We start from the raw sequence: 17,031 nt of genomic DNA on the forward strand, positions 1-17,031 counted from the left end.
ACTATTTTTTAATTATTTAAAATTTCATTGAGCTTTTGTAATGCTTCTATATTACCTCCCATACCGTTATGGCCTTGATTTTCTAATTTATATAATGGAATATCAAATTCTTTGCTCAGCATTACAGAAGATTCTATGGGTATTACTTTATCCTCTACACCGTGAAATAAATATATAGGCATATCACATTCTTTTAAATACTCATTTGTAGCAAGATCATATCTTAAAATAAGCGTCGGTATTAAGGAATACTTACGTTTCATCATATCGGTCATGCTGTAGTATGGTGATTGTAATATTAGTTTTGCTGGTTTATTTTTAGATGCAAGATGTGCTGCAATACCTGTACCTATAGAATATCCTAAAACATGAATCTTATCTTCTGTATAGGTCTTTTTAAGGTCATCATAAACATCTTGTGCATCTTCAAAAAGTTCTTCTTGATTTGTGATCTGGTCAGAGCTTTTCCCGTACCCAGAATAATCCATCATTAAAACATCATATCCTAATGGTAAAAAATTCTCTGACTCATTACCTACAGATTTTAAACTACCAGCGTTACCATGTAAATAAAGAATGACACCTTTTGAGTTTTCATTTTTAAATAATAAGGTGTTGATACGGTGTCCAGATCTGGCGACAATATCTCTTTCTATAAAATCATTCTTAAATTCAAATTTATGCTCTTGCGTTAATTGCTCTGGAAAAAAGAGTATACTTTCTTGATAGAAATAAAGCAAACTACAAACTAACACATAGCCTGCAATAGCAACGATAACAAGACCCTTAAATAATTTCTTTAAAAACATATTTAGTTATTAATCATCTGATTTATGATTCAATCGCTCCACAAATTTTTCTACATTGAACTTTATATCGTCTTCTCCTATTTGATCAAAAGGATTTTCTAGGTGCTCTTGAATATTTTCTAAACTTACAAGAATCATCGTTAGTAAGATAGGAATCACAAATTCCAGTCCCCAAGACATCTCTTCTGCTTTAAACGCAAAATAAGGTCCATAAAGTATGGGCAACACCTTAATAAATAAAGAACTAAAAGCTCTAAGAGTTCTAGGTGTGCGGTACTGGTAAATGTGTTTAATAGATTCAAAAGATACCATCATCTTTTGTAAATATTGATTGGTACGTGAGCACTCACCTGCAGACAGCCCTTCACCTCTCAACTCATGTTTTATGTATAATGAAAAATCAGAAAAACTATCATAAACTAGCTTCTCGTTTTCAATAAGTTGCTCTTTAGGACTGGTAAACATGGTCCTTAGATTATTGAAAAAATCAAATATGATCGTGTTCATCTTAGTCACATTTTCAGGCTTTGGATGGTCCAACCAATCTCTAGAAACAAAGAATATAGCTCTTAAATATCCTTTTATCGCAGCATATTCTTTTAATGCAGCCTCTCTACGTTTATAAGCTCCACCTATAGAAAACACGATAGGAAAAATGATGGATGTCGCTACTAGAGTTAATGGAAACTCGGCCTCGTACTTATAATGGATACATATCGCTGTAGAGATAACGGCCAGTAAAGAGATTATTACCGTTTGTAAATTTACTATGAGTAAGAACCTGTTGAAAAATTGTTTCATGAAATACTATTAAAAAAAACTTCTTGAGAAAAAGTCAATAAAAAAATGTCATACTGAACTTATAGAAATGGACCTGAATATCTATTCGCAGATCATCTTCGACAAGTTCAGACTGACATCTAAAACTCTGTTATATAAAAGTTACTGTACGCTATGTCTGTATAACTCCTAGGTTAAAATCCTTTGTAATAGGTGCATGATTTGCTGCCTCTATTCCCATAGAAATCCATTTTCTAGTATCACGTGGATCTATAATCGCATCTGTCCATATTCTAGACGCTGCGTAGTATGGAGACACTTGTTTATCATAACGGTCTTTCGTTTTTGCAAACAGTGCTTTCTCTTCTTCTTCAGATAGTTTTTTACCTGATTTTTCTAGAGATGCTTTTTCTATTTGCATCAATACTTTTGCGGCACTATTACCTGACATTACTGCAAGCTCAGCAGTAGGCCATGCAAAAATTAATCTAGGATCATAGGCTTTACCACACATCGCATAATTTCCTGCACCATAACTATTTCCTATAACCACCGTAAATTTAGGAACGACAGAATTAGAAACAGCGTTTACCATTTTTGCTCCATCTTTTATAATACCACCATGCTCAGATTTTGATCCTACCATAAAACCAGTAACATCTTGAAGGAATACTAGAGGTATTTTCTTTTGATTACAGTTTGCAATAAAACGAGTCGCCTTGTCAGCACTATCGCTATAAATCACACCACCGAATTGCATCTCGCCTTTCTTAGTTTTTACAATCTTGCGCTGGTTTGCAACTATACCTACAGCCCAACCATCCATACGAGCATAACCTGTAATTAATGTCTGTCCATAACCGTCTTTATACGCTTCAAAAGAACCTGCATCTACCATACGATTAATAAGCTCCATCATATCATATTGAGCATTACGTTCTCTAGGTAACGCGCCGAATAGACCTTCAGGATCTAATTCTGGTTTCTTTGCTTCTACTCTATTGAAACCGGCTTTATCGCTATCGCCTATTTTATCAAATATTTTCTTGATTTTATCTAGAGCATCCTTATCGTCTTTTGCCTTATAATCTGTCACACCACTAATCTCGCAATGCGTCGTTGCTCCACCTAGTGTTTCATTATCTATAGATTCTCCTATAGCAGCTTTTACTAGATAAGAACCAGCAAGAAATATACTTCCTGTTTTATCTACTATCAACGCCTCGTCACTCATAATAGGTAGATAAGCACCACCTGCAACACAACTACCCATTACGGCAGCTATCTGAGTGATTCCCATACTACTCATGACCGCATTGTTTCTAAATATGCGACCGAAGTGTTCCTTATCAGGAAAAATCTCATCTTGCATAGGTAAATAAACACCTGCACTATCTACTAGATAAATTATAGGTAATCTATTCTCAATAGAGATTTCTTGAGCGCGTAAGTTTTTCTTTCCTGTAATAGGGAACCACGCTCCAGCTTTTACCGTTGCGTCATTTGCCACAACTATAACCTGTCTACCTTGCACATAACCTATTTTCACCACCACACCACCACTAGGGCAGCCGCCATGCTCCTCATACATACCATCACCAGCAAATGCACCTATCTCTATAGCATCTTCTGCATTATCAAGTAAGTAATCGATACGCTCTCGAGCGGTCATCTTACCTTTGGCATGAAGTTTTTCAATACGCTTTTTACCACCACCTAGGGCTACTTGAGCAAACTTTCTTCTCAAGTCAGAAAGCAGCATTTTATTATGATCTTCGTTTTTATTGAAGTCTAAATCCATGTAAATAAGTCTTTGCTCAAAAATAAGGATTTTGTTACTATAACGATGGTAAATGTTCCGCTTTCGCGAAAGCGAGACCCATATAATTTCTATATTTATAACCTACAACCATATAGAATGAAAAAATACCTCTACCTAGCCTTTGTTTTCTTAATAATAAGCTGTGGCAGTTTATCAAAAACATACAATTCTGGAAGCCTACTTACTGAGTATTATAAAGAAGTATTGCCTTTTAATTACGATAATAATCTGGCAATAATTGAGGTTGTTATCAATTCAAAAAAGTACAATTTTTTAGTAGATACAGGAGCACCTACTGTTATTTCTAGCAGTATTTATAAAGATATAAATGTAAAACCTGCTCATCAAATATCTGTTTCAGATTCTCAAGGACAGAAGGATAAAAAGGAGGTCGTTATTGTGCCAGAGATCAAATTAGGTAATCTAACATACAATAATATAGGTGCTGTAGTAGCTAGTCTAGATGATGTTTTTGAGTTTAAATGCATGAAAATAGATGGTATTATAGGGGCAAACCAAATGGCAAAATCATTCTGGAAATTTGACTATCAAAATCACGAGATCACCATTACAGAACAGTTATCTAATTACGATTTATCTTCTTATAAGGACACGCTTTCTTTTACAACTTCTATGCAAAAAACGCCTTATGTAAAAGGAACTATCAATGGTTTAACCACCTCTTTTACTTATGACACAGGTTTTACTGGTCATATAGATGTAAGTAAAAAACTAGCCGATTTTCCAGATGCTGTAGGAATTACAAGATTGGGAAATTCTAGTGTGGGACTTTATGATGCAATAGACTCTGTTAGTACGAGAACGGTAAAAATGGACAGTGTAAAAATAGGTGCTATAGATATGAAAACTCAAATTATTGATCTAGATCATGGTAGTTTAATAGGGAATAAATTCATGAATAAACATGAGATCATTATGGACTGGTCATCTCAAAAAATCTACTTAAAGAAAGTAAAGGAATATCAAGATACTCAAGAAACTTCATTTGGTTTTAATTTTAGAATAAAAGACAATAAAGCTATAGTAACAGGGCTTATCAAAGAATTACCTATTGAATTAGAGCTAGGAGATCAACTGTTATCTATTAACGATTTTGACTTTAGAGATATTAATAAAGATAATGCCTGTGAGAAATGGAACAACTATAATATCACTGAATTAGATACGGTAAACATAACATACCAGCGTGATTCTCTAGAATATAAAATTACGTTACTACGTAAAGAATTGTTTAAATAGAAGGAATATTAAACAGTTGTTTTAAAGAATGGGTTATTTATAAAACCAGAATTAAGGTTTTGAAATATTTTTGTGAGACCATTTACATATACTTGCTGCGTGGGTTATGGAGTAAGGCTCATACATCTAAATTCTTTATTATGAAATACACCTTCTTATTAGCAGCGCTATTTATTACAAATTTATCTTTCTCACAGAACATGAGTAATGATAAACTGGATACTATTTTTAAAACTGTCAGTGATACCATTCAAGGTGAGAATGGTAGGTGGCAATTTGTAATCAATGACATACCTATTATTTGTGTAACTGATGTCAACCATAATAGAATGCGCATTATTTCTCCTATAATAGAATATTCTAAACTAGATGAAGAGATGAAAACCAATGCTCTAGTAGCAAATTTTCATACCGCTCTAGACGTTAAGTATGCCATTTCAGAAAATCTATTGTGGTCTGTTTTTATACATCCATTAAAAGAATTGACAGAAAAACAAGTGGCAGATGCTGTGAAACAAGTCTATCTGGCTCATGTGAATTTTGGTACTACTTACAGCAGCACTCCGTTAATTTTTCCTGGAAGCAATAAGAATATAGAAGAAAAAGATGAGCCTAAAAAAACGACTTTTAAAACGCATAAAGCGTAGTATTACATCATCTTATTTATAAAAATAAAACCTCTATAAAGTGATGTATTACTTTATAGAGGTTTTGTTTTTTTTAAGAAGTTATTTACTATACCTCAGCATCCATTAAGTCTGTTGCTATATGGTAACGTGGGTCTTCAATACTACTTTCTATAATCGTATCAAATTCTGGATTGTTGCGCATTAATAACTCCTTACACTCAGGGCTAAGATGCGTTAACTTTATTTCTTTACCTAGATCTAGATATTTATTTGCAATACCTCTTAATGCCTCTATACCAGAATGATCTTGCACACGAGCTTCTATAAAGTCTATTTCTACTTTATCAGGGTCGTTTTTAGGATCAAATTTCATATTAAAATCTGTTACAGAACCAAAGAATAATGGGCCCCAGATCTCATATACTTTAGTACCATCTGCTTTAAGGCTTTTACGAGCTCTAATACGTTTTGCACTTTCCCATGCAAATACTAATGCAGAGATAATTACACCTACAAATACTGCGATGGCAAGATCAAAAACCACTGTTACTACAGATACGGTAATTAATACTAATGCGTCTGACTTAGGGATTTTACGTAATATTCTAAAACTAGACCATGCAAATGTCTCGATAACCATCATAAACATAACACCTACTAACGCTGCAATAGGTACTTGCTCAATATATTCATCTGTAAAAAGTAAGAAGACTAATAAGGTTAAAGACATCATGACACCAGACAGACGTCCACGTCCACCTGCATTGATATTAATAACCGTCTGTCCTATCATACCACAACCACCTGTACCACCGAATAAACCGCTGATTATATTACCAGCTCCTTGTGCTACAGACTCTCTATTACCACTACCACGAGTCTCTGTAAGTTCATCCACAAGATTCATGGTCATTAAAGACTCTATTAATCCTACCGCAGCAGCTAGAAAAGCATAAGGAAGTATAAATTTAAAAGTCTCTAAATTTATAGGTAATTTATCCCATAACTCTGTATTAAAAGTAGGTAACTCTCCTTTAAGACCAGTACCACCACCATCTCTTATATAAGAACCTACCGTACTCACACCTTCCATATCACCTAATATAACAATAGCGGTTACTACGATAATAGCCGTAAGCGCTGCTGGTATTTTCTTAGTTAACTTAGGTAAAAAGAATACGATAGCCATAGTAAGCGCTACCAGTGCGATCATAATGTATAATTGAGATCCTTGCATATAAGTAGCTATATATTCTGTAACACCATTTTCATCTACAACTGCGTTTCTATTTCTAAACATTTTTACTTGAGCCCAGAAAATTACAATAGCAAGACCGTTTACAAACCCCATCATTACTGGATGTGGTATCAATCTAACAAATTTACCTACCTTAAATACACCAGCTAGCACCTGAATAATTCCCATTAAAATTACCGCTGCAAATAGATAAATGTATTGCATGTTATCTACTGGCACATCCATAGCAAGACCTTTATCATGTCCTTCTATAATCAAATCTGCAAAAATCACGGCTACTGCTCCAGCTGCTCCAGATATTAATCCAGGACGTCCACCGAATAATGCCGTAATTAGTCCTATCATAAAAGCACCAGAAAGAGCTACTAAAGGATCAATACCTATAACAAAAGCAAATGCTACCACTTCTGGTATCATCGCTAGAGAAACGGTTATTCCAGAGAGAATATCATCCTTAGGATTACTGGTAAAATTATTGAATATCTTGCGCATAATGCTTGATTTTTAAGCGTGCAAAAGTACATCTTTTTAGGAGAATGATAAGTGTTCCGCTTTCGCGAAAGCGGAATAGAAATCCATCTCATAGAACCTAAAATTATTATTTACTTATTCTATCTTGCAAAAAGAATCCATTCACTAAACGATGCTATATCAAAACCCTAATAACAGTTATTTATCTAGGTTTTGTATCGTGCTTTTTATTTTCCTTAAAAGCACCATAGCGCTAGGACAATCTGATAGTTTAAATATAAAGATCAATGGACTGATAAAACCTCATCTAGCATCTACGCACCATTTAGGGTTGTTCTCTTCTCGCATGACGCAAAATTTTAAGACTAGTGTAAGTAAGAGCTATGAACTGCATCTAGAAATACAATCTGGAAATAATTTTCACGCACCTGTCCAGGCCTTTTTACCAGAGGATCGTGAAATAAGAAACCAGTTTAGAAATATAACATGGTTTTACAGGCCTTTTAATTATGTAGATCAAGAAACAACACCAGCGCAAATATTAAGTATGGAAATCGATGCGGTGTATAAAGTGTATAGACCAGCGTTAACCATACCTATAAGTAAAAGTAATGAGATAAAGATAGGCTTGCGGGCTTTTCAAACGGTTAAGGGTAATTTCTTTAATTCGCCTTTTACAAATGACGATTCTATAGAGTGGTTTCATAGTAATATTGCTGGTGGAGAAGATCCTTTTGGTAGGAAATTTTATGGCGTTAATCAAGTGGCTGTAAACTATACCGACCGCAATGGAAAAACACTCACCATGGAGGCTGGTGATATTATCTTAGCCGGTCTAGAATTATCACACAGCTATTACCCCAAATTACAAAGGTGGAATGATCGCAATTTATTCTTTAACATACAGTCACAAATAGGATGGAATACGAGTGCTTATAATAATTCTCTAGATCTAGGAATAGGATTAAATGCCATTAAAAAGTACATTCTTAATCCTAAAAGCAATTTATGGCTAGGTATAGGTTACAGTGTGTTATATAAAAATGCAATAGACGGCACAGATAATCTGGACTTAGGAAACAATCGTTTTTTAGGTTCAGGAGAGGTTATGATGCAATGGTCACATAGAACAGTACACGGTAATCAAAATATTTTGGGCCTTAATTATCAAAATCAGACCTCGTATTTTAAAAAAGAAGAAGCCGATTATTTTCATCTCAAAGGTGATTATGCTGCTATTAATCAAGGCTGGCATTATGGTTACACCACGCTAATAAAAAACCTGAGCAGCTGGTCGTTTTTATATACACATGCTAGACCTAAGATTTCTTACACCATTTATTTAAAAGAAGATCTTACCGTTAATAATGCACCAGATCTAGAAACAGGAATATCTTTACAAATACCTTTTCATTAAATTTATTTCTGCTATCTACTTATAAAGAAATTAAGTAACTATTAACTAGTTAAAAGTAGTAAAAAAACGTATTTTCAAGATTGTGATTTGAAACTTATTTCACAAATAAATGCCCGAACAATTCAACGGAAACAATTATAAAATCAAACCTCATAAATGAATCAACTTTTAACTAATATTATTATTCAAACTACTCTTAAGTTTAAGGATAAGAAAAAATACCCTAAAGGAAAACCTTCTGAATATAGGCTTGCCAAAAAATACAAGGAACTGGTAGTTTCTATAAAGCGTAATATCAAAAACTTTATTCTTATAGTTATTGGTATATTCTCTGCTTCATTTGGTTTTAAAGGTTTCTTACTGACTAATGATTTTATAGATGGTGGTGCCACTGGTATTTCTCTACTCCTTGCCGCTATTACAGATGTACCTCTTTATGCTTTAATTATAGGAGTAAATCTACCCTTTGTTATTATGGGTTATAAAATCATGGGAAAGCATTTTGCCTTAAAAACAACACTTGCCATTATCGGACTCGCATTATGTGTTGCAGTAGTTCCTTTTCCTAATGTCACTGATGACGATTTACTAGTTGCGATTTTTGGAGGTTTCTTTCTAGGTGCAGGAATAGGTCTTGCTATAAGAGGTGGCGCGGTTATAGATGGTACAGAAATACTTGCCATTTTCTTAAGTCGCAAATTTTCTACGACCATAGGTGATGTGATTATTTTAATAAACGTGATTATATTTTCATTTGCAGCTTATTTACTATCTATAGAAATAGCGCTATACTCCATGATTACTTATATCGCGGCCTCTAAAACTCTAGATTTTATTATAGAAGGTATAGAAGAATATATAGGTGTTACCATCATTTCTTCTCAAAGCAATCGTATAAGAGAGATGCTTATCAATAAATTAGGTCGTGGTGTGACTATTTATAAAGGTGAAGGCGGTTATGCAAAAGATGGTATTTCAAAAGATATGGATATCATTTATACCGTAATAACCAGACTAGAATTAAATAAATTAAATACTGAGATCGAAAAAATAGAACCCAATGCCTTTGTAATAATGAATAGCATTAAGGACATAAAAGGTGGTATGATTAAGAAGAGACCTTTGCATTAGAGTTAAGTAATTAACTAGATTGAAATTAAAGATTCTGATTCTGTTCACATAAACATCATGCAAACAAAAAAGATTCTTTCCCTTTTACAGGAAAGAATCTTTTTATTTACCCAAAGCAAAAATCTCCTTTAATTGCTTTACCATACCACCGTTACCAGTAATACTTATTTCACCTACTTTGTCAGCTATTCTCTCTACATATTCCATTTCTTTAAGCTTAAACAAAGTTTCATTTTCTTCCATCAATTTTGCTGCGTTTAACATCGTTCTTGTTTCGGCAGTTTGCTCACGCCTTAGAATGATATTTGCTTGCGCTTCTTTTTCTGCTACAATAACTTTGTTCATAATCGCCCTCATCTCTCCAGTTAGAATAATATCCTTTATACCGCAATTGCTTACCTCTACTCCTAATCTACCAGCTATTACTGCGACCTCTGTCTCAACAGCTGTTGCGATTTCTTGTTTATTTTCTAACAATTCGTCTAGAGTATAATTACCCACATAAGAACGCAATGCCATTTGTAAGGCAGCATATAACTGCTTCTCAAAGTCTTTATTTTCTATCAATGCCTTGCGTACATCGATTACTTTAAAGCTGGTGTTTAAAGTCATTCTTATGGTTGCCTTATCTTTAGATAACAATTCCTGACCGCTCAATTCCATTTGTTTCCATCTCATGTCGGTAGCGATGGTTTCTATTTTTGTAGCATTTTTCCAGAAATAATAACTTCCTGCTTCTAGCAATTCTACGCACTTACCTTCTACCATTAAAAGACCTTTACTACCACTGGCTATTTCTACATTGCGCAATAGGTATAAATTTCTCAATTGTTCATAAAAGGCAACTGGCACATTGTTATCTATATAGATGGATGCGGTATCCGCTTTCGCGAAAGCGAAGTCTATCAACCCTTTCCAGAACACATATCTACCAGTGGTAAGTACTTCTGACAGGACACCGTTTATAGTTACCATGACTATCTCTGTACTACCTACATTAATAACGTTTACCATATTTGCAAACTCTTTGTTAGCCAACATTAAATCCATGGAAACTGGTCCCACTTGCTTTACAGACATATCGTATACTACGAGTCTTTCATTAAAACCTAACCAGTAGGTACCTGCTATCAATACTCTATTAAAATTGCCGTTTTTTAAGACGATACCTCTAGTACCTTCTCTTATTCTTACTCTTTTCATTTTACTCTATTTGTGCTTTTAAAAGCTGGTTATTTACTATTAAATAAAACAGTAAAACATGGTTTCTAGATCTTTAAGGAAGTTGTGACCGCATAATGATTTAAGTCTATAGCGTTTTATTCTTTGATCAACAAAGAGCTAACTACTATATCATTTTATCATAACGAGATGGCATCTCACTTATAAATAAAGGTGCTTTTCTTTACCTACTTAACTTAATATGGTGGTATATACTAAACACAAAAAACAGATGTCCTACTGTTTTGGGGACCTTTTAAAGCCGTGGTCATGGCTACATCAATTTTAAAGATTGATACAAGTCATTTTGAGAAGTGACTTAACTTCATACAAGCTACAACCGTATTGTAGTGCCTTTACCAGTTTGGCCACAAATCGATGAGGATTTGGTAGGACTCGAACCCACAATTGTACTGCTGCTATAACCGGACTTAGCTAACCTGCTCTCGCAGGTGCTGGATTTGAACCAGCGATCTTCAGTGTGAGATAGTATTAAGGTTACTATCAACCTATCGATTCAAATAGGATATCAAAATTCCTATACGCAACTGCGCAGGACATGATACTACCGTGCTATACAGAAACACAGGTTCTAAATTTGAATGATGCTTTAAAAGAAAAGATTCTTTTATCTAGTGCTACTTCTTTTTCTTTTTGGCTTTTTTCTTGCCTTTAGTTTTCTTAGAAGTTTCTCTAGTTCTTTTAATCTTTTCTTTAATACGTTTTAATTGATGATCTATATGTTCATTAAGTTCATCATTTGCTATTAAATAAGCCTGTTTCATTATCTTAACTGCAAGTCTATATTTTCCTAAATGTTCTAGAACTAGACCTAACTGCATGTATAAATAGGCTTTATTAGTTCCTTTAATTTTTAAAGCAAAATCTATTAATCGCATCGCTTCATGATACTCTTCATTTAAGATCAATACACTTACGTATTTAGGATAGGCGGTTACTAGATCTAGGTTTTTAGACAATGCCTGTGCATAGTAATCCTTTGCCGCAGGATAATTAGAAAAACGCTCTGCCTGTAATCGCGCCATGGTAAATAAAGTGTAAGCGTTTTCTGGATCATAAGAGAGTGCATAGTTTAATGACTCTACGGTTTCTTCTAGATCCCACTCAAAATTATTTAAGGCTTTTATTAAGTAAGTATTATGTGTAATAGTGTCCATAACTGTTTTATTAAGAGGTTTAAATGACCTCTAGTGTGCGTTACGGATTTCTTTATGTGGTATTTTTATTTGAGTTTATCGCATAAAAAAATCCGAAACATGATTTTTTAAATTTTTCATTGCCTTCGGATTTTTCCATTATTGATATCTAGTTAGTCAATAAAAAGAATACCGAAGTCGTGTAAGCCCTATGGCTCTAGGCAGCTGGTCTTCTAAAGACGAGAAACCCATATGTGTTTGTGTGTATAACATCAACTTCTTGTTTAAATTAATTGTTTTGCATTGTTCTTAAATGCGGTGCAAATATAAAGTCGTTATTTTTTAATTACCAAACAAAAAATGAATTTAATTTATTGATGATCAGACTCATAACTTTAAAAATAGACACTAGAAGACCTGTCCGCAAGTTGCAGATAATTGCCATTTTACTATCGCGTTGATAGTTATGGTTTTAGGATATGGACTCATTTATCTTTTCGCATTCATTTTCTTTGAAAAAATTTTGAAAGACCCACAAAAAAAAACGCTTGATCTATCGATCAAGCGTTTTTCTTTATGTTTTACCTGTGTAATTATATCTTACATAGGGTCAAAAACAAATAGATAACCACTCGATCTCAAAGGAAAATCTCCTCCTAGATCTGTCCAAGAAGGTACTTCCTGAAGTAAGTTGTTATGTATTGTATTGTTTTTCATAATGCTGCAAATATATAGAAAATATTGAGATGTGTATTTACCTCATCAAATTCCTATGTGTTCTTGATCACAGTAGTAATCTTGCACGCTATTAGTTTTACAGTATAATTCTGGTTGTATAGCTTGTTTTACTTTTCTTTTTCCTGTTCTAAATATTTCAATAAGGTTGAATATAGATTTTATTTGAGTTTTCATAATAATTGTTTTTAAGTGATGGTACAAAGTTGCGACATTTTAAAGCTTTCTTGATCGCACAAGATTCCTCATTTATGTTCTATTATTCCTCGATTACAAAACAATTAACATTTATGTATTTTGAATAAAGAATCATATTCCCATACTAAAACACGTTTTTATAAACTCTTTATCACAAAAACCTAAGTTATTCGCACAAAAAAAGCCTTTCATCAAATGACAAAAGGCCTTTATAAAATATTGATTTTTCCTTATTCTATTTAAGAACTAAGACAACTGTTATCTGCGATTGCGACTGCTATTGCGACCAGAGCCACCACTTTTAGAAGAACCTTTACCACCACTCTTAGATCTATTATTATTTCTTCCTTGAGAGCGACCACGTCCACCACCTTGTTTTTTAAGGCTAGGCTCTGCAGCATCTTCCATTTTAAATTCAAAATCGTGATCCTCCACAACTGGAATACTCGTTTTAATCAATTTCTCGATATCCTTTAAGAAAGGACGTTCTTCAAGCATACAGAAAGAAACGGCTAGACCGCTTGCTCCTGCCCTACCAGTTCTACCTATTCTATGCACATAAGATTCTGGTACGTTAGGTAAATCATAATTCACTACATAACTCAACTCATCGATATCTATACCACGAGCGGCTATATCAGTTGCTATAAGTGCTGTAAGCTCTCCATCTTTAAATTGCTTTAAAGCTCTTTGTCTAGCTGCCTGAGATTTATTACCATGTATAGCGGCACTTTTAATACCAGCTTTATCCAGATCTTTTACTATCTTATTTGCTCCATGTTTTGTTCTAGAAAAAACTAACGTTGGGCCATTTAATTCACCACCTAATAAATCGACTAAGAGTTTTGTCTTGTTCTTTTTATTAACGTGATAGATTCTTTGCTCTACTTTCTCTGCAGTAGTCTTTTCTGGTGCGATAGTTACTCTAGCAGGGTTACCTAATATTTCATTAGATAATTTTACTATGCTGCTAGGCATAGTCGCACTAAAAAATAGAGACTGTCTTTTTGTAGGTAGAATTTTCAACAACTTTTTAATGTCGTGAATAAAACCCATATCCAGCATCTGGTCTGCCTCATCCAGGACAAAATGCTCTATGTGATCTAACGAGATATAACGCTGGTTTATTAAATCCAGTAATCTACCTGGAGTAGCAACTAGCACGTCTACTCCTTGATGTAATTTGTATACTTGAGAGGTTTGTTTTACACCACCAAAGATGACTGTATTTTTAATATCAGTATACTTTGTGTAAGCTGTAAAGTTCTCACCTATCTGTATAGCTAGCTCTCTTGTAGGTGTTACTACTAGTGTTTTAATACGCCTTTTACCTTTAGGTGGCGCACGGTTATATAAATCTTGAACGATGGGAATGGAAAACGCGGCAGTTTTACCGGTTCCAGTCTGCGCACAGCCTAATAAATCTTTTCCTTCTAATAAAACTGGAATGGCTTGTGCTTGTATAGGTGTAGGACGTTCATATCCTTGGTCTTGCAAAGCTCGCAAGATGGGTTCTACTAACCCTAATTCTTTAAATGTCATGTATAATATTGAACTGCAAAGGTAAGCTATTGCAACTATTACCGTATCAAAGAGTTGTTTTCTTAACGATACTTTATTTATAAGAGATGATATAAGTAGCTATTGCGCTTTCGCGAAAGCGGAATCTCATCTAATTATCTCTATAAAATCGGCTTATTGAATTCTTAAATTATACTGCCTACTGGTACTATCTTTACACAAATCATCTCCGTCTTCAAAGAGGCCATCATCCTCATCATAATAACTATCTGGAGCCTCTACGTTTAAATAAACATCTAGAGTAAAACGTCCTGAAACCCTAGGTGTACCATAGATAACTAACTCACGACCATAAGATTCATAATCCATACCGGCAGGCAATCCATCTACTGAAAAATAGTAATAATAAGCATTATCTGCAGGGTCGTTATTTATCTCTGCATTGAGACTGTCTTCATAATAAAAATCTCTAAAACCATTAGACAACACCTTATCATTAAGTTGTGGTCGATTATCGATAATGCAGTCTAAGAATGGATCACAACTAGTTATTAATAAACTAACGCCGATGAGAATTAACAGCTTTTTCATAGGTTGGGTTTGATAAAAGCTCATCAAACCTCAGGCCATTTTATTATTTAAGAGGCTTTTCTTATAAAAACCTTTCCTTCTTTCACATTATCAATAAGCTCAATATCTGTTATACCTTGCGATTCTTCAAAAGAATAATTTTGATCATCAATCTTAAAAGACAGTTTGTAAATACTGTTATTACCTACTAGAGTTTTGTATTCTAAATTAGAAAAATCATGTCCAGATTCTACAAGGTTTTTCACTAAATTCTCAAATTGTTGTGCCGTATATTGAGATGTAATAATATAAGTTTTATTAGTTCTAAAAGATAGTTGCTTTGCAGCACCTTCTATATTTTCTATAATTAACACATTACCATTAAATTTATAATTGCGACTTTTCTTTTTATAAAAAACCTTACCCATTATCAATTCTTCTTCATAAGGTAAGTCTAGTGTTAAGAGCTCTCTACCCATGGTGTTATAAATTACGGTTCTATCGCTGTATACGGTATAGAAACATTGCTCTGCTTTAAAAATAAGAGTTCCTTCGGCTATTGGTTTTTCTGTGCTATCTTCTTCTATGATAAGTTCTGTATTTTCTTTCATGAGAGTCTCTAAATTCTGGAGACCTGCAAGACGATCTTTATAATTCTCGTTGATCACATTAAGCGTCTTTTCTGCTAGATCTCGTTCTCTCTGTATGCGATCTAATTCTTTTACCATTTCTTGTTCTTTGAGTTTTTTAGAGATTTCTAAAGCCTTAGTTTTTTCATATTCTAACTTCTCTAACTCTTCTTCCTGGTTTCTTCTTACTGCGTCTAGCTCTTCATTTGCTAATTTTATCTCTTGCTTTTTGAGCTCTTCGGCAGTGAGGCGTTGTTTTTCAAGAGCCTTAGATGTCGCTCGTTCTTCTCGATAATCTAATTTTCTAGCTTGTTTCATTTGAGCAAGACTCTCTTTAGATTCTTTTAAATTTTCATTCTTAAGATCTGACAGTCGTTGTGCCGCCTCTCTATCTTCTTTTATTTTTAAAAGTCGTTCTTGCTCTATTAAGTTTGTACGCCTTAATGCTTCTGTTTCCTTAATTATACGCAAGCGTTCTTCTTCTAATTTAACTATTCTAGCAGCCTCTTTCTCGCGTTTTTGTTGCATTTGTTGCGCTTGCAACTCTTCTTGTTTTCTTTTACGCAATTCTAGTGCCGCTGCGGCAGCCTGGGCCTTGCGTTCCCTTACTTTAATCACTGTAGCGGCGAGGCGTTCTTTTTGTTGTAAAAGTGCGAGTCGTTTTTCTTCTTTTAATTTTTCAGCTCTAGCTTTGGTTATTTGAGATTTTAGAGCTTGTTTTTCTTTTTTTGCTTTATTTATTTGATCCTTTAAAAGCACTGATTCTCGCCCATTTATTTCTGTTGGATTTTCTTGTGCTGACTTTAAATTTGCATTGGTATTTTTAAATTTTTCATCACCTATTTGCTGTCGGTTGATAACGGTAGTATGTGTGGCTATGCTAGAATCCTTTTCTACATCACAGTGGTCAAAATAGATAACTTCTTTAGTTACCTTATCTATTTCTAGGCAAATGTCTTTTATACCTTTATGATCCTCTTCAAAGACGTGATAAACCACGCCAGTACTGCTTACTAATTCTATACCTAATTTACTAGTAACTCCAGATTTACGTCTATAAGCGTTTATAGAACAAGAAATTCCATAGTGCGCTTTTAGATCTTTAAATAATGAGAATATTTGGTCGCGATCTACCGTTAGATCTAGCGTATACGTTTGTGTGTTTGTGATAGAAAAGTTGTTGCATAGCATGGTTGCTAGATACGTTTCTGCTTTCGCGAAAGCGGAACTACCCAATACAAATAGCAATAAGCACAACTTCCATTTCCCTAATAATGAAGTCATGTAATATAGAATTGAAGATTAAAAATACATAAATATCTTTATAACAGCCTATTCCATAGGCACTAAAAACGATTAAAGAACTTAAAAAACTGTTGAATTAAATAATTGCAAATTTCTCCAAAGAGTTTACCTTTACAGC

14 protein-coding genes are annotated in these 17,031 nt (G+C 33.9%); 4 read left to right on the top strand and 10 right to left on the bottom strand.

The genetic code is table 11. From position 1 onward, the window contains the following. Positions 1–8: 8 nt before the first annotated feature. From ACJJVJ_RS05265 to ACJJVJ_RS05275, 3 genes are all read right to left on the bottom strand, one after another. Positions 9–809 carry an alpha/beta hydrolase gene (locus ACJJVJ_RS05265; RefSeq protein ID WP_405369424.1) on the bottom strand — a complete coding sequence of 267 codons (801 nt, stop codon included), beginning with the start codon at positions 807–809 and terminating at the stop codon, positions 9–11. Positions 810–818: 9 nt separating this feature from the next. Further along, positions 819–1,610, bottom strand: a complete 792-nt coding sequence (locus ACJJVJ_RS05270) for a hypothetical protein (protein ID WP_104515347.1) — start codon at positions 1,608–1,610, stop codon at positions 819–821. A 151-nt stretch (positions 1,611–1,761) separates the two neighbouring features. Then, positions 1,762–3,390 carry an acyl-CoA carboxylase subunit beta gene (locus ACJJVJ_RS05275; protein WP_104515348.1) on the bottom strand — a complete coding sequence of 543 codons (1,629 nt, stop codon included), beginning with the start codon at positions 3,388–3,390 and terminating at the stop codon, positions 1,762–1,764. A gap of 12 nt (positions 3,391–3,402) precedes the next feature. Here ACJJVJ_RS05275 and ACJJVJ_RS05280 point away from each other — a divergent pair, with 12 nt between their 5' ends. Both ACJJVJ_RS05280 and ACJJVJ_RS05285 read left to right on the top strand, forming a co-directional pair. After that, positions 3,403–4,671 (top strand): aspartyl protease family protein, encoded by a 1,269-nt coding sequence (locus ACJJVJ_RS05280; RefSeq protein WP_405369425.1) that lies wholly within the window; start codon positions 3,403–3,405, stop codon positions 4,669–4,671. 140 nt (positions 4,672–4,811) lie between these two features. Further along, positions 4,812–5,318, top strand: a complete 507-nt coding sequence (locus tag ACJJVJ_RS05285; protein WP_405369426.1) for a hypothetical protein — start codon at positions 4,812–4,814, stop codon at positions 5,316–5,318. Positions 5,319–5,406: 88 nt separating this feature from the next. Here ACJJVJ_RS05285 and ACJJVJ_RS05290 read toward each other — a convergent pair whose 3' ends face one another. Beyond that, positions 5,407–7,050: a SulP family inorganic anion transporter gene (locus tag ACJJVJ_RS05290; RefSeq protein WP_405369427.1), complete on the bottom strand. Its 1,644-nt coding sequence runs from the start codon at positions 7,048–7,050 to the stop codon at positions 5,407–5,409. A gap of 199 nt (positions 7,051–7,249) precedes the next feature. On the opposite strand from ACJJVJ_RS05290, the gene ACJJVJ_RS05295 reads away from it, so the two are divergent. Further along, positions 7,250–8,446, top strand: a complete 1,197-nt coding sequence (locus tag ACJJVJ_RS05295) for a hypothetical protein (protein WP_405369428.1) — start codon at positions 7,250–7,252, stop codon at positions 8,444–8,446. A gap of 156 nt (positions 8,447–8,602) precedes the next feature. Next, a complete protein-coding gene (locus ACJJVJ_RS05300) occupies positions 8,603–9,577 on the top strand; it encodes a YitT family protein (RefSeq protein ID WP_405369429.1) in 975 nt (324 codons plus the stop codon). A 102-nt stretch (positions 9,578–9,679) separates the two neighbouring features. Here the strand turns inward: ACJJVJ_RS05300 and ACJJVJ_RS05305 are convergent, their stop codons facing one another. The 6 genes from ACJJVJ_RS05305 to ACJJVJ_RS05330 all read right to left on the bottom strand — a co-directional run bounded on the left by ACJJVJ_RS05305 (position 9,680) and on the right by ACJJVJ_RS05330 (position 16,892). After that, a complete protein-coding gene (locus tag ACJJVJ_RS05305; RefSeq protein ID WP_405369430.1) occupies positions 9,680–10,780 on the bottom strand; it encodes a slipin family protein in 1,101 nt (366 codons plus the stop codon). 656 nt (positions 10,781–11,436) lie between these two features. Continuing rightward, the gene (locus ACJJVJ_RS05310; RefSeq protein ID WP_405369431.1) at positions 11,437–11,976 is read right to left on the bottom strand and encodes a hypothetical protein; all 540 of its coding nucleotides are present in this window, start codon (positions 11,974–11,976) and stop codon (positions 11,437–11,439) included. Positions 11,977–12,717: 741 nt separating this feature from the next. Further along, positions 12,718–12,867 (bottom strand): hypothetical protein, encoded by a 150-nt coding sequence (locus ACJJVJ_RS05315; RefSeq protein ID WP_170034572.1) that lies wholly within the window; start codon positions 12,865–12,867, stop codon positions 12,718–12,720. Between the two features lie 279 nt (positions 12,868–13,146). Then, on the bottom strand, positions 13,147–14,430 hold the full coding sequence (locus tag ACJJVJ_RS05320) for a DEAD/DEAH box helicase (RefSeq protein ID WP_405369432.1): 1,284 nt from the start codon (positions 14,428–14,430) through the stop codon (positions 13,147–13,149). 153 nt (positions 14,431–14,583) lie between these two features. Continuing rightward, positions 14,584–15,000, bottom strand: coding sequence for a hypothetical protein (locus ACJJVJ_RS05325; RefSeq protein ID WP_104515356.1), 417 nt, complete (start codon positions 14,998–15,000; stop codon positions 14,584–14,586). A 47-nt stretch (positions 15,001–15,047) separates the two neighbouring features. Beyond that, the gene (locus ACJJVJ_RS05330) at positions 15,048–16,892 is read right to left on the bottom strand and encodes a hypothetical protein (protein ID WP_405369433.1); all 1,845 of its coding nucleotides are present in this window, start codon (positions 16,890–16,892) and stop codon (positions 15,048–15,050) included. Positions 16,893–17,031: the final 139 nt, after the last annotated feature.

Origin of the sequence: Nonlabens sp. Asnod2-A12 (assembly GCF_045063745.1) — a bacterium.
Taxonomy (GTDB): Bacteria; Bacteroidota; Bacteroidia; order Flavobacteriales; family Flavobacteriaceae; genus Nonlabens; species Nonlabens xylanidelens.

Coding starts and splice junctions, on each gene's coding strand:
- ACJJVJ_RS05290 (WP_405369427.1), bottom strand. CDS start 7,050: ATGCGCAAGATATTCAATAATTTTACCAGTAATCCTAAGGATGATATT.
- ACJJVJ_RS05320 (WP_405369432.1), bottom strand. CDS start 14,430: ATGACATTTAAAGAATTAGGGTTAGTAGAACCCATCTTGCGAGCTTTG.
- ACJJVJ_RS05330 (WP_405369433.1), bottom strand. CDS start 16,892: ATGACTTCATTATTAGGGAAATGGAAGTTGTGCTTATTGCTATTTGTA.
- ACJJVJ_RS05285 (WP_405369426.1), top strand. CDS start 4,812: ATGAAATACACCTTCTTATTAGCAGCGCTATTTATTACAAATTTATCT.
- ACJJVJ_RS05315 (WP_170034572.1), bottom strand. CDS start 12,867: ATGAAAACTCAAATAAAATCTATATTCAACCTTATTGAAATATTTAGA.
- ACJJVJ_RS05275 (WP_104515348.1), bottom strand. CDS start 3,390: ATGGATTTAGACTTCAATAAAAACGAAGATCATAATAAAATGCTGCTT.
- ACJJVJ_RS05300 (WP_405369429.1), top strand. CDS start 8,603: ATGAATCAACTTTTAACTAATATTATTATTCAAACTACTCTTAAGTTT.
- ACJJVJ_RS05305 (WP_405369430.1), bottom strand. CDS start 10,780: ATGAAAAGAGTAAGAATAAGAGAAGGTACTAGAGGTATCGTCTTAAAA.
- ACJJVJ_RS05265 (WP_405369424.1), bottom strand. CDS start 809: ATGTTTTTAAAGAAATTATTTAAGGGTCTTGTTATCGTTGCTATTGCA.
- ACJJVJ_RS05325 (WP_104515356.1), bottom strand. CDS start 15,000: ATGAAAAAGCTGTTAATTCTCATCGGCGTTAGTTTATTAATAACTAGT.
- ACJJVJ_RS05310 (WP_405369431.1), bottom strand. CDS start 11,976: ATGGACACTATTACACATAATACTTACTTAATAAAAGCCTTAAATAAT.
- ACJJVJ_RS05270 (WP_104515347.1), bottom strand. CDS start 1,610: ATGAAACAATTTTTCAACAGGTTCTTACTCATAGTAAATTTACAAACG.